Source organism: Hylemonella sp. GW821-FHT10B10, from assembly GCF_059415585.1.
Genome location: NZ_JBWKNN010000001.1, coordinates 1,194,981 through 1,218,254, shown reverse-complemented (window position 1 = coordinate 1,218,254; position 23,274 = coordinate 1,194,981). Strand labels below are relative to the sequence as shown.

At 65.1% G+C, this 23,274-nt stretch carries 18 protein-coding genes; 12 read left to right on the top strand and 6 right to left on the bottom strand.

Annotated elements, in window-relative coordinates; translation table 11 throughout:
• The first annotated feature begins 52 nt into the window (after positions 1 to 52).
• The 3 genes from map to AC07NT_RS05960 all read left to right on the top strand — a co-directional run bounded on the left by map (position 53) and on the right by AC07NT_RS05960 (position 4,228).
• Positions 53 to 865, top strand: a complete 813-nt coding sequence (map, locus tag AC07NT_RS05970) for a type I methionyl aminopeptidase (RefSeq protein ID WP_498597359.1) — start codon at positions 53 to 55, stop codon at positions 863 to 865.
• Between the two features lie 23 nt (positions 866 to 888).
• Positions 889 to 3,480 carry a [protein-PII] uridylyltransferase gene (locus AC07NT_RS05965; RefSeq protein WP_498597360.1) on the top strand — a complete coding sequence of 864 codons (2,592 nt, stop codon included), beginning with the start codon at positions 889 to 891 and terminating at the stop codon, positions 3,478 to 3,480.
• Between the two features lie 133 nt (positions 3,481 to 3,613).
• A complete protein-coding gene (locus AC07NT_RS05960; RefSeq protein WP_498597361.1) occupies positions 3,614 to 4,228 on the top strand; it encodes a 3-keto-disaccharide hydrolase in 615 nt (204 codons plus the stop codon).
• 56 nt (positions 4,229 to 4,284) lie between these two features.
• On the opposite strand, the gene AC07NT_RS05955 is transcribed toward AC07NT_RS05960, so the two are convergent.
• Together AC07NT_RS05955 and def are read right to left on the bottom strand one after the other, a co-directional pair.
• Positions 4,285 to 5,238 carry an alpha/beta hydrolase gene (locus tag AC07NT_RS05955; RefSeq protein WP_498597362.1) on the bottom strand — a complete coding sequence of 318 codons (954 nt, stop codon included), beginning with the start codon at positions 5,236 to 5,238 and terminating at the stop codon, positions 4,285 to 4,287.
• 77 nt (positions 5,239 to 5,315) lie between these two features.
• Positions 5,316 to 5,855 carry a peptide deformylase gene (gene def / locus AC07NT_RS05950; protein WP_498597363.1) on the bottom strand — a complete coding sequence of 180 codons (540 nt, stop codon included), beginning with the start codon at positions 5,853 to 5,855 and terminating at the stop codon, positions 5,316 to 5,318.
• 52 nt (positions 5,856 to 5,907) lie between these two features.
• Between def and AC07NT_RS05945 the strand changes: the two genes are divergently transcribed.
• A complete protein-coding gene (locus AC07NT_RS05945) occupies positions 5,908 to 6,330 on the top strand; it encodes a YbaN family protein (RefSeq protein WP_498597364.1) in 423 nt (140 codons plus the stop codon).
• On the opposite strand, the gene AC07NT_RS05940 is transcribed toward AC07NT_RS05945, so the two are convergent.
• The 4 genes from AC07NT_RS05940 to smc form a co-directional block, all read right to left on the bottom strand.
• Entirely contained in the window at positions 6,322 to 7,473 is a 1,152-nt protein-coding gene (locus AC07NT_RS05940) for a hypothetical protein (RefSeq protein ID WP_498597365.1), read from the bottom strand. The genes AC07NT_RS05945 and AC07NT_RS05940 overlap by 9 nt on opposite strands.
• Positions 7,474 to 7,558: 85 nt before the next feature.
• Complete coding sequence (ligA, locus tag AC07NT_RS05935; RefSeq protein WP_498597366.1) at positions 7,559 to 9,586, bottom strand: NAD-dependent DNA ligase LigA; 2,028 nt, start codon at positions 9,584 to 9,586, stop codon at positions 7,559 to 7,561.
• Positions 9,587 to 9,607: 21 nt separating this feature from the next.
• The gene (locus AC07NT_RS05930; RefSeq protein ID WP_498597367.1) at positions 9,608 to 10,651 is read right to left on the bottom strand and encodes a cell division protein FtsZ; all 1,044 of its coding nucleotides are present in this window, start codon (positions 10,649 to 10,651) and stop codon (positions 9,608 to 9,610) included.
• 22 nt (positions 10,652 to 10,673) lie between these two features.
• Complete coding sequence (smc, locus tag AC07NT_RS05925) at positions 10,674 to 14,189, bottom strand: chromosome segregation protein SMC (RefSeq protein WP_498597368.1); 3,516 nt, start codon at positions 14,187 to 14,189, stop codon at positions 10,674 to 10,676.
• Between the two features lie 208 nt (positions 14,190 to 14,397).
• Between smc and AC07NT_RS05920 the strand changes: the two genes are divergently transcribed.
• The 8 genes from AC07NT_RS05920 (at position 14,398) to AC07NT_RS05885 (ending at position 23,274) form a co-directional block, all read left to right on the top strand.
• Complete coding sequence (locus tag AC07NT_RS05920) at positions 14,398 to 15,069, top strand: PilZ domain-containing protein (protein WP_498597369.1); 672 nt, start codon at positions 14,398 to 14,400, stop codon at positions 15,067 to 15,069.
• 112 nt (positions 15,070 to 15,181) lie between these two features.
• Entirely contained in the window at positions 15,182 to 15,934 is a 753-nt protein-coding gene (locus tag AC07NT_RS05915) for an MHYT domain-containing protein (protein WP_498597370.1), read from the top strand.
• A gap of 75 nt (positions 15,935 to 16,009) precedes the next feature.
• Complete coding sequence (gene dapC / locus AC07NT_RS05910) at positions 16,010 to 17,203, top strand: succinyldiaminopimelate transaminase (RefSeq protein WP_498597371.1); 1,194 nt, start codon at positions 16,010 to 16,012, stop codon at positions 17,201 to 17,203.
• Between the two features lie 53 nt (positions 17,204 to 17,256).
• Positions 17,257 to 18,081: a 2,3,4,5-tetrahydropyridine-2,6-dicarboxylate N-succinyltransferase gene (gene dapD, locus AC07NT_RS05905; RefSeq protein ID WP_498597372.1), complete on the top strand. Its 825-nt coding sequence runs from the start codon at positions 17,257 to 17,259 to the stop codon at positions 18,079 to 18,081.
• Between the two features lie 58 nt (positions 18,082 to 18,139).
• Complete coding sequence (locus AC07NT_RS05900; protein WP_498598495.1) at positions 18,140 to 19,282, top strand: PilT/PilU family type 4a pilus ATPase; 1,143 nt, start codon at positions 18,140 to 18,142, stop codon at positions 19,280 to 19,282.
• A gap of 7 nt (positions 19,283 to 19,289) precedes the next feature.
• A complete protein-coding gene (gene dapE / locus AC07NT_RS05895; RefSeq protein ID WP_498597373.1) occupies positions 19,290 to 20,435 on the top strand; it encodes a succinyl-diaminopimelate desuccinylase in 1,146 nt (381 codons plus the stop codon).
• The gene (gene prmB, locus AC07NT_RS05890) at positions 20,432 to 21,322 is read left to right on the top strand and encodes a 50S ribosomal protein L3 N(5)-glutamine methyltransferase (protein WP_498597374.1); all 891 of its coding nucleotides are present in this window, start codon (positions 20,432 to 20,434) and stop codon (positions 21,320 to 21,322) included. The genes dapE and prmB overlap by 4 nt, the downstream gene beginning before the upstream one ends.
• Positions 21,319 to 23,274, top strand: coding sequence for an ABC-F family ATP-binding cassette domain-containing protein (locus AC07NT_RS05885; RefSeq protein ID WP_498597375.1), 1,956 nt, complete (start codon positions 21,319 to 21,321; stop codon positions 23,272 to 23,274). Before prmB ends, AC07NT_RS05885 begins: the two co-directional genes overlap by 4 nt.

The window sequence follows — 23,274 nt, the reverse complement described above, 5'->3', positions numbered from 1 at the left end:
CGATCAGGGCGCCCCCGGCATGAAAGCGCCGCCGATGGGATAATTACGCCCCATGACGATCACCTACAAAGACGAAGCAGGAATTGCCGGCATGCGCCTGGCCTGCCGGCTGGCGGCCGAAGTGCTGGATTACCTGACCCCCCATGTGCAACCCGGCATCACCACGGGCGAAATCGACCGCCTGGCCGCCGCCTACATGAAGACCCAGGGCACGACCTCCGCCACCCTGGGTTACCAGCCCGCCGGCTACCCGCCCTACCCGGCCTCCCTGTGCACTTCGGTCAACCATGTGGTCTGCCACGGCATCCCCGGTGACAAGGCGCTCAAGAAGGGCGACATCGTCAACATCGACGTCACCGTCATCAAGGACGGCTGGTTCGGCGACACCAGCCGCATGTTCATCGTCGGTGATGCCTCCATCGCCGCCAAACGCCTGTGCTCCTTCACCTACGAAGCCATGTGGCACGGCATCGAGCAGGTCAAACCCGGCGCCCGCCTGGGCGACATCGGCTGGGCCATTCAGAAATTCGCCGAGAGCAACGGCTTTTCCGTGGTGCGCGAATTCTGCGGCCACGGCATCGGACAGGTCTTCCATGAAGAACCACAGGTGCTGCACTACGGCAAACCCGGCACGCTGGAAGAGCTGAAGCCGGGCATGACCTTCACCATCGAGCCCATGATCAACGCCGGCAAGCGTGAGATCAAGGAGCTGGGCGACGGCTGGACCATCGTCACCAAGGACCATTCGCTCTCGGCCCAGTGGGAACACACCGTGCTGGTCACGCCTACCGGCTACGAGGTGCTTACGCTTTCGGCCGGCAGCCCGCCGACGCCGGCTTTCGTGAAGGCCGCAGCCCTGGCTTGATTCCTGCTCGCACCAGCGTCGCCATGACAGCGACCCCTCAAACCCTCCGAGAGCAGTACCGCGCCCGCAAGGCCGATCTGCTGCTGACCGTCAGCAACAGCGGCCCCTCCACACGCGGCGTGCACGCGGCCCTGCGCCAGCTGGCGCGCCTGGCCGACGACACCCTCAAGACCCTCTGGAAACAGGCCGGTTACGGGCCCAGCCCGGCCCTGGTGGCCGTGGGCGGCTTCGGGCGCGGCGAGCTGTTCCCCCATTCGGACATCGACGTCCTGCTGCTGCTGCCCGAGGGCCAGTCCCCAGACACGGACGAGGCCCTGCGCCAGCGCATCGAGACCTTCATCAGCAGTTGCTGGGACGCAGGCCTGGAAATCGGGTCGAGCGTGCGCTCTGTCAACGAATGCCTGGCCGAGGCGGCCAAGGACGTGACGGTGCAGACGGCGCTGCTGGAGTCGCGCCTGATCTGCGGCAATGCGGCCCTGTTCAAGGATTTTCGCTGGCACTTCCGCCGGGCCCTGGACGCGCGCGCCTTCTTCGTCGCCAAGACGCTGGAGATGCAGCAGCGCCACAACAAGTTTGAGGACACCCCCTACGCGCTGGAGCCCAACTGCAAGGAATCTCCGGGCGGCCTGCGCGACCTGCAAATCATCCTCTGGGTGGCGCAGGCGGCCGGTTACGGCAAGTCCTGGGACGAACTGGCCCGCAACGGTCTGGCCACCCCCTTCGAAGTGCGCCAGCTCAAGCGCAACGAGGCCATGCTGGAGCTGATCCGCCTGCGCCTGCACCTGATCGCCGGCCGGCGCGAGGACCGTCTGGTCTTCGACCTGCAGACTGCGGTGGCCAACACCTTCGGCTACAGCTCGGACACGGCCGAGGTCAAGACCAAGGTGCGCGCCAGCGAATCGCTGATGCGCCACTACTACTGGGCCGCCAAGGCCGTGACCCAGCTCAACCAGATCCTGCTGCTGAATATCGAAGAGCGGCTCAACCCGCGCACCCAGGCCCCGCGCGCCATCAACGAAAACTTCCTGGACAAGGGCGGCCTGATCGAAGTTGTCAGCGACGACCTGTACCAGCGCAACCCGCACGCCATCCTCGAGACCTTCCTGGTCTACCAGACCACCGAGGGCGCCAAGGGCCTGTCGGCACGCACCCTGCGCGCCCTTTACAACGCGCGCGGCCTGATGACGGCCAAGTTCCGCAAGGACCCGGTCAACCGGCGCACCTTCATGGCCATCCTGCAGCAGCCGCGCGGCATCACGCACGCCATGCGCCTGATGAACCAGACCTCGGTGCTGGGGCGCTACCTCTGGATCTTCCGCCGCATCGTGGGCCAGATGCAGCACGACCTGTTCCACGTCTACACCGTGGACCAGCACATCCTCATGGTGCTGCGCAATATGCGACGCTTTTTCATGGCTGAGCATGCGCACGAGTACCCCTTCTGCTCGCAGCTGGCGGCCGGCTGGGACGCCCCCTGGATCCTCTATGCGGGAGCCCTCTTCCACGACATCGCCAAGGGCCGCGGCGGCGACCACTCCGACCTGGGCGCTGAGGAGGTGCGGCACTTTGCCAGCCAGCACGGTATCAGCCGCGAGGACGCCAAGCTGATCGAATTCCTGGTCAGGGAACACCTGTCCATGAGCCGCATCGCCCAGAAGTCCGACTTGAGCGACCCCGACGTCATCAACGCCTTCGCCAAGCAGGTCGGCAACGAGCGTTACCTCACAGCCCTGTACCTGCTGACCGTGGCTGACATCCGCGGCACCAGCCCCAAGGTCTGGAACGCCTGGAAGGGCAAGCTGCTCGAAGACCTGTACCGCTACACGCTGCGTGCCCTGGGCGGCCATGCCCCCTCGCCTGACGCCGAGGTCGAGGCGCACAAGCGCGAGGCTCTGGTCCAGCTGGCCCTGCACAGCCTGCCGTTCGAGGCGCACAAGAAGCTCTGGGACACACTGGACGTGGGCTATTTCATGCGCCACGATGCCGACGACATCGCCTGGCACACCCGCCATATCTCCCGCCATGTCGGCACCGACCAGCCCATTGTGCGCGCGCGCCGCTCCTCCGCGGGTGAAGGCCTGCAGGTGCTGGTCTACACCGCCGACCAGCCCGACCTCTTCGCCCGCATTTGCGGTTATTTCGATCAGGGTGGCTTCAGCATCCAGGACGCACGCATCCACACGGCCCGCAACGGCTATGCGCTCGACACTTTCCAGATCGTCACTTCCGGCATGCAGGACCACTACCGCGAGATGACCAGCATGGTCGAGTCCGAATTGGCCCGTGCCATCGCCGAAGCCGCACCCCTGCCCGAACCCAGCCGTGGGCGGCTGTCGCGCCGGGTCAAGAGTTTCCCCATCACGCCGCGCGTGAGCCTCAAGCCCGACGAAAAGGCCCAGCGCTGGCTGCTCAGCATCTCGGCCAGCGACCAGACCGGCCTGCTCTACAAGGTAGCGCGCGTGCTGGCCCGCCACCGCATCAACCTGCAGCTGGCCAAGGTGAACACCCTGGGCGAACGGGTGGATGACGTCTTCCTGATCGATGGCGCCGAGTTGCAGAACAACCGCGCCCAGATCGCCATCGAAACCGAACTGCTGGGCGTACTGGCCTCCTGAAGCCTCTGCCCCCCGCGGGCAGCAAGGCCCCGGGTGCGCACAGACCCTGATTGACAGGACTCCCCCCTGCCGTGCCATAGTGTGCTCGCAGCATCCAGCTGCAGAACAAGACACAACAACTGAGGAGACCGTGATGAAACATGCCTACTCGCGCAGGCTGGCCCTGTGCACCCTGGCCGTGGCCCTGGCCGGCTGCGCCCACTGGCCCGGCTCCGGCTGGGTCACGCTGATCGACGGCGAACAGGGGCTGGACAACTGGAACAGGATAGGTGACGCGAACTGGCGTATCGAGGCCGGCGGCATATCGGCCAACCAGGGCAAGGGCGGCTACCTGGTGTCGAAGAACTCGTACAAGGATTTCGAGATCTACGCCGAGTTCTGGGCCGCCACCGACACCAACAGCGGCATCTTCATCCGCGCCACCGATCCGGCCAAGATCGCAGCCGACAACGCCTACGAGGTCAACATCTGGGACATCCGGCCCGACCCGACCTACGCGACCGGCGCCATCGTCGGTTTTGCAGCCGTACCCGTGCCCACCGTTTACAAGGCCGGCGGCAAGTGGAACACCCTGGAAATCTCCGCCAAGGGCGACGAGCTGACCGTGAAACTCAACGGCGTGCAGACCGCCAACACCCGCAACAACAAATTCCCCAGCGGCCCCTTCGCCCTGCAATTCGGTGCCGGTGTCCAGGGAGCGAACGGCGGCCCGATCAAGTGGCGCAAGGTGCAGATCAAGCCGCTGTGACCACACCATGAAACAGGGTCGGCCGGGTGATCCCGGCCGGCCCTGTGTGTGCAGGCTCAGTGGGCTTTGACAAAAGCCAGCATGGAGTCACCGATGGTCCGGTCATCGCTGTTGACCGAATAGATCTCTGACATGTGGCTGTGGCCGGCAAAACGCGTGAACACCGCCGGGCAGCGGCCGGCAGCGCACAGGGCCTTGTTGATGGCCTCACCCTCGGACACAAAGGCAGGCGGGTCCAGCTCCGCATACCCTATCCACAGCGGCGCCCGGGTCTTGAGCAGGCCGGCACGCGCGGAACGTTCGGCCCACTTGCTCGGGTCCTCCCCGTAATAGGCCTTGTTGATAGGCTCTTGCGCCATCAGTTCCGGCGTCAGGTCGTAAAGCGCCGACAGGATCAGCGCCCCTCGTACACCCGAACCAGGGATGCGATGGAACTGCTCCTGCGCCAGATAGGTCGCCACATGGATGGCACCGGCCGAATGCCCCATCAGAAAGACACGCACCGGATCGCCACCATGGGCCGCGATGTTCTGCTGCACCCAGCGCACAGCCTCGGCCAGATCCTCCACACCCGCCGGCCAGGTGTGCTTGGGCGCCAGGCGGTAGGTCAGGTTGACACCCACCATGCCATTCTTCACCGCCCACAGCATCAGGTTGTCATAGAAGGGCGAATTCGGCGGGCTGCGCCGGTCACCGCGCTGGAAAGCACCCCCGTGCACAAACATGAAGACGGCACGCGGACCGCTGGCTGCCGACTCGGGCACGAAGACGTCGAGCAGATTGCGCTCGTTCGGTCCGTAGACGATATCGCGGCTGATCTTGACGCCGCTGTAAGGCTCCCTGTCCAGCATGCGTGGGACATACAGCGGCACGGTCGCGGGCGGATTGATCACGGGCCCCAGGGCGCGCAGCTTGGCGGCCAACTCCGTATCCATCTGGCCGTGCGCCAGGGTCATGGCCATGCACAGGCCCAAAGCCGTGACGAAGCGGCGCGTGCAGTTTTCAGACATAGGCTCTCCTCCTGATGTGTCATGGAATGCGCACCGAGAATAAGGGCAAGCGTGCTGGGGGGCTCTCGTGGTTAGCCCTAGTCGTCCTGCGTGGCGTCCAGACCGGGAAAGAGAATTTCTGTAAAGCCGAACTGCGTGAAGTCGCGCATCCGCATGGGATAGAGCTTGCCGATCAGGTGGTCACACTCGTGCTGTACCACCCGCGCGTGAAAACCGTCCACCGTGCGGTCCACCGGGTCACCATACTGGTCGAAACCCGTGTAGCGTATACGCTGCCAGCGCGGTACCACGCCGCGCAGACCCGGCACCGAGAGACACCCTTCCCAGCCCAGCTCCTCTTCGTCCCCCAAAGGCGTAATCACCGGGTTGCACAGCACGGTGCGAGGCACCACGGGTGCATCGGGGTAGCGCGGGTTGAACTCTCCGCTGCCGAAGATCACCACCCGCAGGTCCACACCGATTTGCGGCGCGGCCAGGCCGGCGCCATTGGCCGCCGCCATGGTGTCGAGCAGGTCGGTGATCAGCAGGTGCAGGGCATCGCTGTCGAAGTCGGTCACGGGCTGGGCCACGCGCAGCAGGCGCGGGTCGCCCATCTTGAGAATGTCACGAACAGTCATGGCGAAACACGGTTGAGAAGCCGCAAGCATAAGGCCACGGCACAATGGCTGCATGCCCTTGCCACCCCCTCCTGTCCCCCGCCGCCCGCCACTGCTGCGCTGGCTCTACCTAGTCCTGGCCTTGCTGAGTCTGTTGCTGGGCGTGATCGGCATCTTTCTGCCTCTGCTGCCGACCACACCCTTTATCCTGCTCGCAGCCTGGGCGGCGGCCCGCAGCTCGCCACGCCTGCTGGCCTGGCTGGAAAATCACACGGCCTTCGGCCCCATGATCCGCGACTGGCGACGGGGCGGCGTGGTGCGGCGGCGCCCCAAGTGGATCGCAACGATAGTCATGTCGGCTTCAGGTCTGTACCTGCTGTGGAGCCCACATCCGAGCTGGGCGGCCTGGCTGGCCATCGCCTGCATGGCCACCGTCGCCGTCTGGCTTTGGCGGCGGCCTGAGCATTTTACGGATGAGAACGTTGGTTCAGGGTAATTTGGCAGATTCGGCCCGGCTAAGCCCCTCCACCCAACGTATCCCCAGAAAACCGCTACGCTGCCGAATCTCTATGCGTTCGCCGTTCTGCATCATTTGGTAGAAATCACTTGAAACCTGTAGGCGCTCCGTATCGTTGAACGACGTCCAGTCCTGGCCCGTCCATCCGGGTACATGCAGGTAATACCGCGTACCGCCTTTTCTCGATTTACTGATCGTCTTATTCACAACCTTCGCTTCGTAGCGCTGCACGGGCGAGGTGTCGAGTTCCATATTGAAGTCACGGATCTCGGTAAAGGCGGTCAACACTGCTCCGAATGAACCGACCAGGACGATCTCGATCAGCACCAGATGGGTTCGAGCCGTGCGACCGAGCAGAACGATCGCTAAGGTAGTCAGCGCTGCGACGATCGCCACACCGCCGATCGCCGCGTAAATCCATAGCTCGACCGTCTCTATGGTGAAGGCATAAGAGAATGTCAGCTGACGAAAGGCATGCACCAGCCCATTGACCAGCAGGCCGGTGCTAATGGCCAGCACCAGAACGGCCCGCAGAATAAAAGGATCCCTTTTCACTGCCTCATCCGCTGGAGTTTGGGCTCCAAGCTGTCGCGCCATACCCTTGAGCCGTACCGCGACTTTGGGAAAGATCTGACCCAAGCGGATTTGGTTGGATTTGTCGTTGAAAAGACTCCCAACCTTGAACTCCGCCCAGATTCGCCCATTGCGACAGTGGACATGTGTGATGCGGGAGTCGAAATGCTGGATATTGAACAAGGCCTGGATATCCTCGATCATGACCGGATCCCTCATGCACTGATCAAGCAAGTGGTGATCATTTGAGACGATATAAACCAGCCGGTCAACAGAATGGTTTCCGATTTGATGCTCTACCGACAACCCCAAGAACTTACAAAAACGGTCAACGGCGCTCTCCCGTTTGAGCGTGAAGTCGAAATGTTTCGGCGCATCCAGTCCCACCCTCATCTTCTTGATGGCGTCCTTGTTTAGGACAAACTCATACTCGTGACCGGGTTGGTCGTGGACAAAAGCTTGCTCACCCTTCCATCTTGCGCCGTGGCGCTTGACGCCAAAATAGACACTGAAACTGATCAGCGTGATGACGCCTATGGCAAACCACATGTTTCCTCCCTGCTTTTGTTAACTGTCAGCAGACAGGATATCCGCAGTTCGATCGACCGGCACGCGACCCCTGTCGCCGAATGACTCAGCGCGATAGCAAGGCCCGCAATCCTGCTTCATCAAGCACGGTGATGCCGAGCTCGCGCGCCTTGTCCAGCTTGCTGCCGGCTTCTTCGCCTGCGACCACATAGTCGGTCTTCTTGCTGACCGAGCCGGCCACCTTGGCGCCGGCGGCTTCCAGCATCTCCTTGGCGTCGTCGCGGCTCAGCGTCGGCAGGGTGCCCGTGAGCACGAAGGTCTTGCCGGCCAGCGGCAGCTGGGCCGCCGGGCTGGGCGCCCCCTCCTCCCAGCGCAGGCCGCAGGCGCGCAGTTGCTCCACCACCTCACGGTTGTGCGCCTGCTGGAAGAAGGTATGGATGCTCTGCGCCACCACGGGGCCGACGTCGGGCACCTGCAGCAGCTGGTCTTCGGAGGCGTCCAGGATCGCGTCCAGTTTGCCGAAGTGGCGCGCCAGCGCCTTGGCCGTGGCCTCGCCCACATGGCGTATGCCCAGGCCAAAGATGAAGCGCGGCAAAGTGGTCTGTTTGGATTTCTCCAGCGCATCGACGATGTTCTGTGCAGACTTGTCAGCCATGCGGTCCAGGCTGGCCAGGGCCGTGAGGCCCAGGCGGTAAAGGTCCGGCAGGGTCTTGACCACACCGCCATCGACCAGCTGGTCCACCAGCTTTTCGCCCAGGCCCTCGACCTCGACCGCGCGGCGCTGCGCGAAGTGCAGCAGGGCCTGCTTGCGCTGAGCGCTGCAGAACAGACCGCCGGTGCAGCGGTAGTCGGCCTCTTCCTCCTCGCGCACGGCCGCCGAACCACAGACCGGGCAGGTATGCGGCATGGTGAAGATTTCGGCCCCGGGCTGGCGTTTTTCAAGGAGCACGGAAACCACTTCGGGAATCACATCCCCCGCGCGGCGCACGATGACCGTGTCACCCACGCGCACGTCCTTGCGCCGGGCCTCATCCTCGTTGTGCAAGGTGGCGTTGGTCACTGTCACCCCCCCCACAAACACCGGCGCCAGCTTGGCCACCGGCGTGAGCTTGCCAGTGCGCCCCACCTGCACCTCGATGGCCTGTACCGTGGTGAGCATCTCCTGCGCCGGGTATTTGTGGGCCACCGCCCAGCGCGGCTCACGGCTCTTGAAGCCCAGCTGCTGCTGGAGCTGCAGCGAATTGACCTTGTAGACCACGCCGTCGATGTCGAAGGGCAATGCATCACGCTTGGCGCCCATGGCCTGGTGGAATTCGACCAGGCCCGCCGCGCCTCGGGCCACCGCCCGCTCGGCGCAAACTGGCAGGCCCATGGCCTGCAGTGCATCCAGCATCAGCGCGTGCGTGGCCGGCAGTGGCCAGCCCTGCACCTCGCCCAGGCCATAGGCATAAAAGCTCAGCGGACGCTGGGCGACGAGGGCTGGGTCCAGCTGGCGCACGGCACCTGCCGCCGTGTTGCGCGGGTTGATGAAGGTCTTCTCGCCCTTCTCGCGCTGCTTCTCGTTCAGGGCATTGAAGTCATCGCGCCGCATATAGACCTCGCCGCGCACCTCGAGCACCGGCGCCATGCACCCTGATAAACGCAGCGGTATCTGCCCGATCGTGCGCACGTTCTGCGTCACGTCCTCGCCGGTCTCGCCGTCGCCGCGTGTGGCAGCCTGCACCAGCACCCCCTTCTCATAGCGCAGACTCATGGCCAGTCCGTCGAACTTGAGTTCGGCCGCGTAGTCCACGGGCGGATCGCCCTCACCCAGCCCCAGTTCACGGCGCACGCGTGCGTCAAATTTCTGCGCACCTTGCTCCGTCGTATCGGTCTCGGTCTCGATGGAAAGCATGGGCACGGCATGCCGTACCGGCATCAAGCCATCCAGCGCCTTGCCTCCTACGCGCTGTGTAGGCGAGTCCGGTGTGAGCAGTTCGGGATGAGCGGCCTCCAGCGCCTGCAGCTCGCGGAACAGCCTGTCGTACTCGGCGTCCGGAATCTCGGGCGCATCGAGCACGTAGTAGCGGTGGGCATGGTGGTGCAGGAGCTGGTGCAGCTCCTGCACACGTTTCAGATCGGGCGTGCTGCTCATCGGGACATCGACAGGGAAAACTCAGGAAAACAGCCGTCGCGCCAGCGCCGAGCCGGCCGAGAGCTCGCGCTCGTCCAGCCGGTCGTAGAGGTTTTCCAGCTCGGCGCCGATCAGGTCCATGGCGTCGGCGCTCAGGGGCTGGCCGTTGTCATCGGTGATCTGGCCGTCCATGACCTCCGCCAGGCGCGTGGCGGCCACACGCAGGCGCACATAGGGTTGCTCGGACCGCGCCACCTGGGCCACGTCCAGGCCAAGTGTCATCTCGCGGATGGCGGTCTGCGCCGGGTCGGCCGCCTGCGCGGCCTGGGGGTCGTACTGCAGGCCCAGCACCGGCGGCTGGCCGCCCACGCTGGCGGGCAGCACCATGCGCCCCGGCAACACGCCGGCAACAAAACCCAGGCGCGCGGCGTTTTGCTGCACGTAGCCCGCGCTCCAAGCCGTGTGACGCGCACGCAGGGTGACGCTGAGCTGCGCGTCGTGTTCGCTGGCAAAGGCATCGAGCTCGCGGGCGCGCGCCACGGCGTCGATCATGTCGGGGAATTCGGGGGTCCCGCCCAGGGCATCGGCCAGGGCCTGGGTCTTCACGACGAATTCGGAATACTCGATCTCGTTGAGCGGACCGGCACGGTTGGCCAGCTGCACGCCAGCCTGCAGGGCGCTGTAGCGCCGGCCGGGCTGAGGCGGCTCCCAGGCCCCCGTCACCTCGTCCAGGCCTTCAACGGCGTAAGGCTTGCTGCCGACACGGCGCGTGGCCGGCATGTGCTGCAGCACGGCCTCGCCGCTGATCGGGTGTTCGAGCTCGATGGCCGCGCTGACGTCGATCAGCGGGTCCAGCTGGGCCTTGCGGTCTTGCAGGGTCGGCAGGAGCAGCCCCTCCTCGTCGGCTTGGGCGGCTGGCACGGCTGGATCCAGCGAGAGTTCATCCAGGCCATGCGGTTCAACCGGCGGCCCCTCGGGCTCGGCCTGGCGAGGCTGGTTGCGCCGCGAGGTCCAGGCGCCATGGGCCACCAGGGCTGCCAGCAACAGCATCCCGGCGATGGCCAACCCGATTTGCAGTTTGCTCATCGGCACTGGGCTCCGGACCGTCTCAGGCCGCCTCGGCCATGGAAACAGCGGACTCCATGTCCACCGCCACGATGCGCGAAACGCCCTGCTCCTGCATGGTCACGCCGATCAGCTGCTCGGCCATTTCCATGGCGATCTTGTTGTGGCTGATGAAGAGGAACTGGGTGCCCTTGCTCATGCTGCTCACCAGCTTGGCGTAGCGCTCGGTGTTGGCGTCGTCCAGCGGCGCATCCACCTCGTCCAGCAGACAGAAGGGCGCAGGGTTGAGCTGGAAGATGGCGAACACCAGGGCGATGGCGGTCAGCGCCTTCTCGCCACCCGAGAGCAGGTGGATGGTCTGGTTCTTCTTGCCCGGCGGCTGGGCCATGACCTGCACACCGGCGTCCAGGATCTCGTCGCCCGTCATGATCAGGCGCGCCTGGCCGCCGCCGAAGAGCTCGGGGAACATCTTGCCGAAGTGCTCGTTGACGGTCTTGAAGGTGCCTGCCAGCAGTTCGCGCGTCTCGCCGTCGATCTTGCGGATGGCGTCTTCCAGCGTGTTCATGGCGTCGTTCAGGTCGGCCGACTGAGCGTCCAGGAAGTGCTTGCGCTCGCGGGCGCTGGCCAGCTCATCGAGCGCCGCCAGGTTCACGGCGCCCAGGGCGGCGATCTCGCGGTTCAGTCGGTCGATCTCGCCTTGCAGACCTGTGAGGCGCACGTTGCCGTCCGCGATGGACTGGGCGACGGCCTCGAGGTCGGCCTGGGCGTCGGCCAGCAGCTGGGCGTACTGTTCAAAGCCCAGGCGTGCCGCCTGTTCCTTGAGTTGCATGTCCTGGATGCGCAGACGCAGCGGGTCGAGTTCGCGCTCGAGCTTGATGCGACGCTCGTCGCTGGCGCGCAGCTTGTTGGTGAGATCGTCGTATTCGCTGCGCTTGGCCCCCAGGGCCTGCTCACGCTCGAGCTTCAGAGCCAACGCGTTCTGCAGGCCGGCCTGGGCAGCGGCGTCGGTCAGGCGGGCCAGCTCGTCGCGAGCCCGCTGCTCCTCGGAAGTGATGGTGGCGGCCTGCTGGTCGGCCGTCCCGATGGCACGGGCCAGCTCGGCCTTGCGCGCGTCCAGCGTGCGCAGGGAGAAGGTGGCTTCCTGGGCCTGGCGCTCCAGGCTGCGTTGCTGTTCACGGCAGGCGTTGAGCTTGCGCTCAGCCTCCAGCACGCGCTCGTCGAGCTGGGCATGGCGTTCCTGGCTGTCGGCCAGCTGCATGTCGAGCTCTTCGAAACGGCCCTCGGCGGCCACGCGGCGTTCCTGCAGTTCTTCCAACAGGGCATCGACTTCGGCCAGGTCACCGGCGATCTGCTCGCTGCGCGCGCGGGTCTGCTCGGCCAGCTGCGTGAGACGCAGGGTCTCGACCTGCAACTCGTGTGCGCGACTCTGCGTTTCGCTGGCTTCGCGGCGCGCGACCACCAGACGCTGTGACGCGTCGGCGTAGGCAGATTCGGCACGCACCAGCGCACTGCGTGCTTCTTCGTTGATGAGGGACTGGGCGCGCAGCTGCTTTTCCAGGTTCTCGATCTCCTGGGCGCGGGCCAGCAGGCCGGCCTGCTCGGAATCCTGGGCGTAGAAGCTCACGCTGTGCGCGGTGACGGCATGGCCGCTCTTCACATAAAGGGTTTCGCCCGGCTGCAGCTGCGCACGCTGGGCCAGGGCTTCTTCGAAGCTCTGCGCTACGTAGCAGCCTTGCAGCCAGTCGACCAGCACGGCCTTGAGACCGGCGTCGTTCACACGCAGCAAGTCGGCCAGGCGCGGCAGGCCAGCGGCTTTTTCAGGGGCTGCCGCCGAGGGGGCGCTGTAGAAGGCCAGCTTGGCCGGCGGCGCGTCATTGCCGAAGGCCTTGACCATGTCGATGCGGCTGACCTCCAGCGCGCCCATGCGCTCGCGCAGGGCGGCTTCCAGGGCACTTTCCCAGCCCTGCTCGATGTGCAGTTTGGTCCACAGGGCCTGCAGGTCGGCCAGGCCGTGCTTGGCCAGCCAGGGCTGCAACTTGCCGTCGGTCTTGACCTTGTCCTGCAAGGCCTTGAGCGCTTCCATGCGAGCCGACAGGTCGGCCTGGCGGGCCGATTCGGTGTTGACCGTGTCCTGCTGGGTGCGGCGCGCCTCGTCGAGCTGCGGCACGCTGTCCTGCAGCTCATGCAGGTGCGCATCGGCCACGCTGGCGGCCTCGCTGGCCTGGGCCAGCTGAGCCTGCAGGCTCTGCAGGCGCGCCTCGTCGGGGGCGGCCAGGGCCTTGCGATCGGTGTCCAGACGCTCGCGACGCTGGTTCAGCTGGCGGGATTGCTCCTCGATGCTGCGCTGCTCGGCAGCCAGCACCTGGATCTGCTGCTGCACCTGGGTCACGCTGCCACGCTGTTCATTGGCACGGCTCTGGGCCTGGCGCAGGGCCTCTTCCATGTCAGGCAGGGCCTGGGCCTGTTCTTCGAGCTGGGCGGCCAGCTCGGTGGTCTTTTCCTCGCCCACCAGGGCCAGTTCGGCCAGGTTCTCGACCTCGGCCTGGGCGTCCTGCTTGCGCGTGGCCCATTGCGCGGTCTGTTCCTTCAGGGTGATGAGGCGCTCTTCGACACGCTGGCGACCTTCGACCACGAAGCGGATCTCGGCCTCCAGGCGCCCCACCTCGGTGCTGGCCTCGTAGAGCAGGCCCTGGGCCTGGTTGACCTGGTCGCCGGCGGCGTAGTGGGCCTGGCGTATGGTTTCGAGATCGGCCTCGATGTGGCGCAGGTCGGCCACGCGGGATTCGAGCTCGATGACGGCCTTCTCGCCTTCCTGCTTGATCTTGCTCTGGTCGGCCTCGGCCTCGGAGCGCTTGAGGAACCAGAGCTGCTGCTGCTTGAGCGTGACGTCGGACTGCAGGGTGTTGTATTTCTGCGCGACCTCGGCCTGGCGCTCGAGTTTTTCGAGATTGGCGTTGAGTTCGCGCAGGATGTCTTCCACACGGGTCAGGTTCTCGCGCGTGTCGGAGAGGCGGTTCTCGGTCTCGCGACGACGTTCCTTGTACTTGGAGACCCCGGCGGCCTCCTCCAGGAACAGGCGCAGCTCTTCCGGCTTGGATTCGATGATGCGGCTGATCGTGCCCTGGCCGATGATGGCGTAGGCGCGCGGGCCCAGGCCCGTGCCCAGGAACACGTCCTGCACGTCGCGGCGGCGCACGGGCTGGTTGTTGATGTAGTAGCTGCTGGTGCCGTCACGTGTCAACACACGTTTGACGGCGATCTCGGCGTACTGGCTCCACTGGCCACCGGCTCGGTGATCGGCGTTGTCGAACACCAGTTCCACGCTGGAGCGGCTGGCCGGCTTGCGCGTGGTCGTACCGTTGAAGATCACGTCCTGCATGGACTCGCCGCGCAACTCGCTGGCCCGGCTCTCACCCAGAACCCAGCGCACGGCGTCCATGATGTTGGACTTGCCGCAGCCGTTGGGCCCGACCACGCCCACCAGCTGGCCTGGCAGCATGAAGTTGGTCGGCTCAGCGAAGGACTTGAAACCGGAAAGCTTGATGGAGGTGAGACGCACAGTGAGAACAGTCTGATGACGGAGAACAGCCTGAAATCATACCGTCCCGGCCCGGACGAAAATCGTACGCGCCCGTGGGATTTGTGCTACGGGAAAACCCGGAACGTTGCATTTATATACATTGCCATGCCCTGCGTCATGGCGGTGGGCCGGCGGACCGTGTAGATTGGCCGTTTTTGACCTGTCCTTTCATAGAAATCCGCCCATCATGAATCAGGCCACCAGCGAAACTACGCAGAACGTCGAGGTGCAGCAGATCACCCTCAAACAGCTCGGCCTGCGACCTGGCATCGCGCTCCAGGTACGCCGGCTGGTGCAGGGGGCCAGCAAGAAGGAGGGGCAGCTCTTCGGCGCCGTCGAGAACAGGGGTGTGATGGTCGGCCCGCAGGGACCGGAGGGCGAGGACACGGGCCTGACCGAAGGTGATGTCTGTATCGTGCGCGGTTTCACGGGCCAGCACGAGTTCTCTTTCATCAGCAAGGTCCTGCAGACCTACGAAAAACCCTTTGTCTATGCCCTGCTGGCCTACCCGACCCAGGTCGATGCGCGCCAGGTGCGCCAGTCCCTGCGCACCAAGACCAGCTGGCCCGTCACGGCCCAGGCCGGCGAGCTGAGCCAGGCCGGCCAGTTGCTGGACATCAGCCTGCAGGGTGCCATGGTCAGCACCCCGGCGCAGATCGCCGCCGTGGGCAAGGTCATGGCGCTGACCATCCATTGTGTGGTCGAGGGCGAGTCCACCACCCTGGCGCTCAAGGCCTCGGTCTGTCACAGCCACCGGGCTCCAGAGGGCGAGGCGCATTTCACGGGCATGGCCTTCCACGGCCTGAGCCAGCAGGACAAGCTGGTATTGCACTATTTGACCAAGACAAACCAGGGTTGAGCCCGGCGCAAGCTGTGCGATCCTCCACGAAGTGGCGGAGAAATCCGCATGCGCGAGGTACTTGCACCGCAAAGTCACTAGGATCGCGCTGAACTATTTGGAGCAGCCCCCGATGAATCCTGAAGTCGTTTCGAGCTACGACAGCGCGTATGTCCTTTTCTCTTTCCTGATCGCCTTCGTTGGCTCTTTCGTCGCCTTGACGGCGGCCCGTCGCATCGTCGGCCAGGGCGGCAGGATCAACCACTTCGACCTGCTGGCGGCCACGCTCGCCCTGGGTGGCATTGGCGTGTGGACCATGCATTTCATCGGTATGACCGCCCTCAAGCTCGATTTGCGCGTGGGCTACTCCATGACGGAAACCATCGTCTCACTGGTGGTGGTCTGCCTCGCCACCGGCTTCGGCCTGACCTACGTGGCCCGCGATCCCTCCAGCAAGGCCCGCCTGCTGACAGCCGGAGCGGCCCTGGGACTGGGCGTGGGTGTGATGCACTACCTGGGCATGTACGGCATGCGCTTTGGTGGCTACATCAGCTGGTCTTTCCTGCTGGTGGCCGTTTCCATCCTGATCGCCGTTGTCGCAGCCACGGCGGCCCTCTGGCTGGCCTTCAACACCAAGCCCCTGGCGCTGCGACTGCTGGCTGCCGTGATCATGGCGGTGGCCGTCTGTGCCATGCACTACACCGGCATGGCCGCCGCCGATTTCGTCTGCACCACGTTGGAGCGTCAAGTGGTACCCCGCGGCTTCGGCGTCATCAACTCGACCGACCTGCCCGAGGTCGTGATGGTCATGGCCATCGGCATCACCCTGGTGCTGTCCATCGACCTGTTGACACAAAAGGTGCTGGGCGCGCCCAAAAAACGCTGATCGTGCGCGGTGATGGCGTGGCCGTGCCGCGCCCTGCCCTGATGGTGCCGGGGAGTTCCGGGATAATTCCCCCTCATGAACCCCCTGCTCCAACGATTGCAGCCTTACCCTTTCGAGCGGCTGCGACAGCTTTTCGCCGGCGTCACCCCCAATCCGGCCTATCGCCCCATCAGCCTGGGCATCGGCGAGCCCAAGCACGCCACGCCCGACTTCATCAAGCAGGCCCTGACCAAGGCGCTGGACACCGGCTTGACAGGCTACCCCCCCACCGCCGGTGAACCGGCGCTCAGGGAGGCCATGGCGGGCTGGTTGCAGCGTCGTTATGGCGTCACCGTCAACCCGGCGACCCAGGTATTGCCGGTCAACGGCACGCGCGAGGCGCTGTTCGCGCTCACGCAGACCGTGGTGGATGGCAGCCAGGCCGGCGCCGCGGTGCTCTGCCCCAATCCTTTTTATCAAATCTACGAAGGCGCAGCCCTGCTGGCCGGCGCCCAGCCCTATTACGTGCCCAGCGACCCCGCGCGCAACTTTGCCGTGGACTGGGACAGCGTGCCCCCCGAGGTCTGGGCTCGCACCCAGCTTATCTTCGCCTGCTCGCCCGGCAACCCGACGGGCGCCGTGATGCCGCTGGACGAATGGAAGAAGCTCTTCGAGCTCAGTGACCGCTACGGTTTCGTGATCGCCTCGGACGAGTGCTACAGCGAGATCTACTTCCGCGACGAGCCACCTCTGGGCGGGCTGGAAGCCGCCGTCAAACTGGGGCGTAGCGACTTCAAGAACCTGATCGCCCTGACCAGCCTGTCCAAGCGCAGCAATGTACCGGGCATGCGCAGCGGTTTCGTGGCCGGCGACACGGCCATCATGAAGGCCTTCCTGCTGTATCGCACCTACCACGGCAGCGCCATGAGCCACGTGGTGCAGGCCGCCAGCATCGCCGCCTGGAACGACGAACAGCACGTCATCGAGAACCGCAACCAGTACCGCGCCAAGTTCGCCCAGGTCACGCCCATGCTGAGCCCGGTGCTGGACGTGGCCCTGCCCGATGCCGCCTTCTATCTTTGGGCCGGCGTGCAGGGCAGTGACACCGATTTCGCGCGCGATCTCTACGCTCTTTACAATGTCACTGTTTTGCCCGGCAGCTATCTGGCGCGCGAAGCCCGCGGTTTCAACCCCGGCGCCGGGCGCGTACGCATGGCGCTGGTGGCCGAAACCGCTGAATGCGCGGAAGCCGCCGAACGCATCGTCCAGTTTGTCAAATCCAGAACTTGAACCCTTGCGGGACAGACGGCCAGCGCTGTCCCCGACTGATTAGGAAAAGCACAATGAGCCAGCAACTGCAACAGATCATCGACATCGCCTGGGACAACCGCGCGAACATCTCCGTCAAGTCCGCCCCCAAGGAAGTGGTCGAGGCCGTTGAGCACGTCATCTCCGAGCTGAACAAGGGCCGCCTGCGCGTGGCCACCCGCGAAGGCGTGGGCAAGTGGACGGTACACCAGTGGATCAAGAAGGCCGTATTGCTGTCCTTCCGCCTCAAAGACAACGAGGTCATCAAGGCCGGCGACCTGGGTTTCTACGACAAGGTGCAGACCAAGTTCGCCCACCTCTCGGCCGAAGAAATGGCCGCCACCGGCGTGCGCGTGGTGCCCCCGGCCGTGGCCCGCCGCGGCAGCTACGTCGCCAAGGGCGCCATCCTGATGCCCAGCTACGTGAACATCGGCGCCTACGTGGACGAGAACACTATGGTCGACACCTGGGCCACCGTGGGCTCCTGCGCCCAGATCGGCAAGAACGTGCACCTCTCGGGTGGCGTGGGCATCGGCGGCGTGCTGGAGCCTGTGCAGGCCGGCCCGACCATCATCGAGGACAACTGCTTCATCGGCGCGCGCTCCGAGATCGTCGAAGGCGTGGTGGTCGAGGAAAACTCGGTCATCTCCATGGGCGTGTACATCGGTCAGAGCACCAAGATCTATGACCGCGCCACGGGCGAAGTCCATTACGGCCGTGTGCCGGCCGGCTCGGTGGTGGTCTCGGGCAACCTGCCGAGCGCCGACGGCAAGTACAGCCTGTACTGCGCCGTGATCGTCAAGCGCGTGGACGCGCAGACCCGCTCCAAGACCAGCCTCAACGACCTGCTGCGCGACTGATCGCGCACGGCAGGACGAACTCGACACCATACAAGGGAGAGCAGACATGAGCAGCACGATGGGAACGATGGAACGGATCCTGCGACTGATGTCCGAGAAAAAGGCCTCGGACATCTATCTGTCGGCCCACTCGCCTGCGCTCATCCGCATCAACGGGCAATGCGTGCCGATCAACAACCAGGCCCTGCCGCCCGATGCCCCGCGCAACCTGCTGGCCGAGATCATCCCGGAGGAGCGCCTGGCCGAACTTGACGCCTACAGCGAACTCAACATGGGTTTCCCGCTGGCCGGCGTAGGGCGTTTCCGCCTGAGCGCCATGCGCCAGCGGGGCTCGGTGGCAGCCGTGATCCGCTACGTCTCGGGCGAAATCCCCTCGCTGGGCTCGCTCTCGCTGCCCCCCATCCTGGGCGACCTCATCATGGAAAAGCGCGGCCTGATCCTCATGGTGGGTGCCACCGGCATGGGCAAGAGCACCACGCTGGCCGCCATGATCGACTACCGCAACGAGAACGCCTCGGGCCACATCCTGACCATTGAGGACCCGATCGAGTACTTGTTCAAGAACAAGCGCTCGGTGGTCAATCAGCGCGAGATCGGCGCTGATACCAAGAACCTGAGTACGGCCCTGCAGAATGCGCTGCGCCAGGCCCCCGACGTGATCATGATCGGCGAAATCCGGGACCGCGAGACCATGTCTGCAGCCATCGCCTACGCCCAGTCCGGCCACCTCTGCCTGGCCACCATGCACGCCAACAACAGCTACCAGGCGCTCAACCGTATCCTGAGCTTCTACCCGGTCGAAGTGCGCCAGACCATGCTGGGCGACCTGTCCAGCGCGCTCAAGGCCATCGTCTCGCAGCGCCTGCTGCGCACCACCACGGGCAACCGCACCCCGGCGGTGGAAATCATGCTCAACACCAAGCTGATCTCGGATCTGATCGAGAAGGGCGACTTCTCCAGCATCAAGGAAGCCATGGAAAAGGCCATGGCCGAAGGCTCGCAGAACTTCGAGCAGGACATCGCCCGCCTCATCACCGACGGCGTGGTCGATCGCAAGGAAGGCTTGGCCAACTCCGACTCGCCCACCAACCTCATGTGGCGCCTGCAGAACGACTTCAGCAAGCCAGCCCAGGCCGCGGCTGACGATCATGTGGACGACGAGCCGTCCTTCACCGAGATCACGCTGGACGTGAAGCACTGAGCCCCGCATGTCCCGTACCCTGCAACTGACTGAACAGCTGATCGCTCGCCCCTCCGTCACCCCGGATGACGCCGGCTGCCAGGCCCTTCTGGCCGAGCGCCTGCAGCCGCTGGGTTTCACCTGTGAAACCATCGTCAGCGGCCCGGCTGACTTCCGCGTGACCAATCTCTGGGCCAAGCGCGTCGCCCAGCCCGGCGCGCCCTTGCTGGCCTTTGCCGGCCACACCGACGTGGTCCCCACGGGACCGGTCGCGCAATGGAGCCAGGACCCTTTCACGCCCACACACCGCGAAGGCAGGCTCTATGGCCGCGGCAGCAGCGACATGAAGGCCTCGATCGCCGCCTTTGTGGTCGCCGTGGAGGAGTTTCTTGCCACCCGGTCCCAGGCCCCGCTCAACCTCGCCTTGCTGCTCACCAGCGACGAGGAAGGCCCGGCCCTGGACGGCACGGTCAAGGTCTGTGAGGCGCTGACTGCCCGCGGTGAAAAGCTGGACTATTGCATCGTCGGCGAACCGACCTCGCTGCAACGCACCGGCGACATGATCAAGAACGGCCGCCGCGGCACCATGAGCGGCAAGCTCACGGTCAAGGGCGTGCAGGGCCACATCGCGTACCCGCACCTGGCCCGCAACCCGATTCACCAGTTCGCCCCGGTACTGGCCGAACTGACGGCCATCGAATGGGACCGGGGCAACGATTTTTTCCCGCCCACGACCTGGCAGGTCAGCAATATCCACGGCGGCACCGGCGCCAGCAACGTCATTCCCGGCACCGTGGTGGTGGACTTCAATTTCCGCTTCTGCACCGAGTCCACACCGCAAAGCCTGCAACAGCGACTTACTGCCGTACTGAACAAGCACGAGCTGGAGTACGACCTCACGTGGACCATCGGCGGCCTGCCCTTCCTGACCACCCCGGGCACCCTGGTCAACGCCGTGCGCGACGCCATCCGTGCAGAAACCGGCATCGAGACCGAGCTCTCCACCAGCGGTGGCACCAGCGACGGCCGTTTCATCGCCCAGATCTGCCCGCAGGTCATCGAACTGGGGCCGACCAACGCCACCATCCACAAGATTGACGAATACGTGCCGGTGGCCGACATCGAGCCGTTGAAGAACATCTACCGGCGCGTGCTGGAAAAGCTCGCGTCATGAGCCAGCCCACCACGCCGGCACCGACCGTGATCACCCTGATCGAGGCCGGTGCAGAGCAGCTCACCGCCGCCGGCGTGGCCTACGGTCACGGCACCAGCAATGCCTTCGACGAAGCCGCCTGGCTGGTGCTCTGGCAGCTAGGCCTGCCGCTCGATGAACTCGGCGCCGTGGCGGATCGCCCGGTCAGCCCGGAAGAGCAGGCCAAGATCACCGCCCTGCTGCAGGAACGCATCAGCACCCGCAAGCCAGCCGCCTACCTGACCCGCGAGGCCTGGTTGCAGGGCGTGCCCTTCTATGTGGACGAACGCGCCATCGTGCCGCGCAGCTTCATAGCCGAACTGCTGGCCAACGGCAACATCGACGCCTGGCTGGGCGTGCACACGAAACGCGTTCTGGACCTGTGCACCGGCAACGGCAGCCTGGCCGTGCTGGCCGCCATGGCCTGGCCCGAGGTCACGGTGGATGCCGCCGACCTTTCGGACGACGCCCTGGCCGTGGCCCGCATCAATGTCGACAGACACGGTCTGCAGGACCGCATCACCCTGCTGCGGTCCGATGGACTGTCCCAGGTGCAGGGCCCTTACGACCTGATCCTGTGCAACCCGCCCTATGTCAACGCGCAGAGCATGGCGACCCTGCCTGCCGAATACCGTGCCGAACCTGAACTGGCCATGGCTGGCGGTAGCGATGGCATGGATTTCATCCGCCGTCTGCTTGCCGAGGCCCCGGCGCAGATGAGCGAACACGCCGTGCTGGTCCTGGAGATCGGCAATGAGCGCGAGCACTTCGAGGCGGCCTTCCCGCGCCTGGAAGCTGCCTGGCTGGAAACAAGTGCAGGCGACGAACAAGTCCTGCTGATAACGCGCGAAGCGCTGCTGAAAAAATGATCACCTTGAAGAATGTCACCCTGCGCCGCGGCGCCAGGGTGCTGCTGGATGCTGCTTCCGTCACCGTCAATCCCGGTGAGAAAGTCGGCCTGGTCGGCCGTAACGGCGCCGGCAAGTCCACCCTGTTTGCCCTGCTCAATGGCACCCTGCACGAGGACAGCGGCGACTGCAGCATCCCCGCCCAGTGGCGTCTGGCCCAAGTGGCCCAGGACATGCCAGAGACCAGCGAGTCCGCCACGGACTTCGTGATCGCGGGCGACACGCGCCTGGCTGCGGCCCAGGCCGAAGTCGCCGCGGCCGAGGCCACGGACGACGGCGAGCGCATGGGGCACGCCTATATGGAACTGCATGATGCAGGCGCGCACGATGCCTCGTCCCGCGCGCAGGCGCTGATCCTCGGTTTGGGCTTTCGCACCACGGAACTGGACAAGCCCGTGAACAGTTTTTCCGGCGGCTGGCGCATGCGCCTGCAGCTGGCGCGCGCGTTGATGTGCCCCTCCGACCTGCTGCTGCTGGACGAACCCACCAACCACCTGGACCTCGACGCCCTGGTCTGGCTGGAAGCCTGGCTGCAGCGCTACACCGGCACCATGCTGGTCATCAGCCATGACCGCGAGTTTCTCGATGCCGTGACCAACGTCACCGTCCACATCGAGAACGCCAAGCTCAACCGCTACGGTGGCAACTACACCAAGTTCGAGGACATGCGGGCCGAGAAGATGGAGCTGCAGCAGGCTTCCTACGCCAAGCAGCAGGAAAAGATCGCCCACCTCAAGAAATTCATCGACCGCTTCAAGGCCCAGGCCAGCAAGGCCAAACAGGCCCAGAGCCGGGTCAAGGCCCTGGACCGCATGGAAAAGATCGGCCCCCTGCTGGCCGAGGCCGAGTTCACCTTCGAGTTCAAGGAGCCAGCCAACCTGCCCAACCCCATGCTGTCCATGCAGGGCATCGACTTCGGCTACCCGCCGCCCGAAGGTGCGCCAGCCGGCACGCCACCCACGGTGATCGTGAAGAACGTCGGCAAGTCGGTACTGGCCGGCCAGCGCATTGGCATCCTGGGCGCCAACGGCCAGGGCAAGTCCACCGTGGTCAAGACCATCGCGCGCGACCTGGCCCCGCTGGCAGGCGAAATCATCGAGGGCAAGGGGCTGTCCATTGGCTACTTCGCCCAGCAGGAACTCGACGTGCTGCGCCCGCCGGACACGCCGCTGGAGCACATGATCCGTCTGGTCAAGGAGACCACAGCCCGTGGCGCACTCAGCGGCCAGGCCACACGCGAGCAGGACCTGCGCAGCTTCCTGGGCAGCTTCAACTTCACGGGTGACCAGGTCAAGCAGACCGTGGGCACCATGAGCGGCGGCGAGAAGGCACGCCTGGTGCTGTGCATGCTGGTCTGGCAGCGCCCCAACCTGCTGCTGCTCGACGAGCCCACCAATCACCTGGACCTGGCCACACGCGAGGCCCTGGGCATGGCGCTCAACGAATTCGAAGGCACGGTGATGCTGGTCAGCCACGACCGCGCGCTGCTGCGTGCGGTATGCGACGAGTTCTGGCTGGTCTCCCGCGGCGGCATCAGCCCCTTCGACGGCGACCTCGACGATTACCAGCGCTACCTGCTGGACGAAGCCAAGCGCCAGCGCGAAGCCCTCAAGGAGGCCAACGCAGCGGCGGCTGCGGCTGCCAGCGTACCGCCGCCCCCGGCGGTGGTGGCCGAGTCGGCGCGCCCGCGACGCGAGGACAATCGCAGCCGCCAGCTGCGCAAGGAATTCGAACTTTGTGAAGCCCGCATGGCCGAACTGACGCAGGAAAAAGCTGTGTTGGAAGAGCGCCTGTCGGGGCAGCCCGGCATGGACGAGATCAATGAACTCGGGAAACGGCTGGGTGCGCTACAGGATGAACTGGACCAGCTCGAAGAGCGCTGGCTCGAACTGAGCGGCAGCCTGGGCGACTAG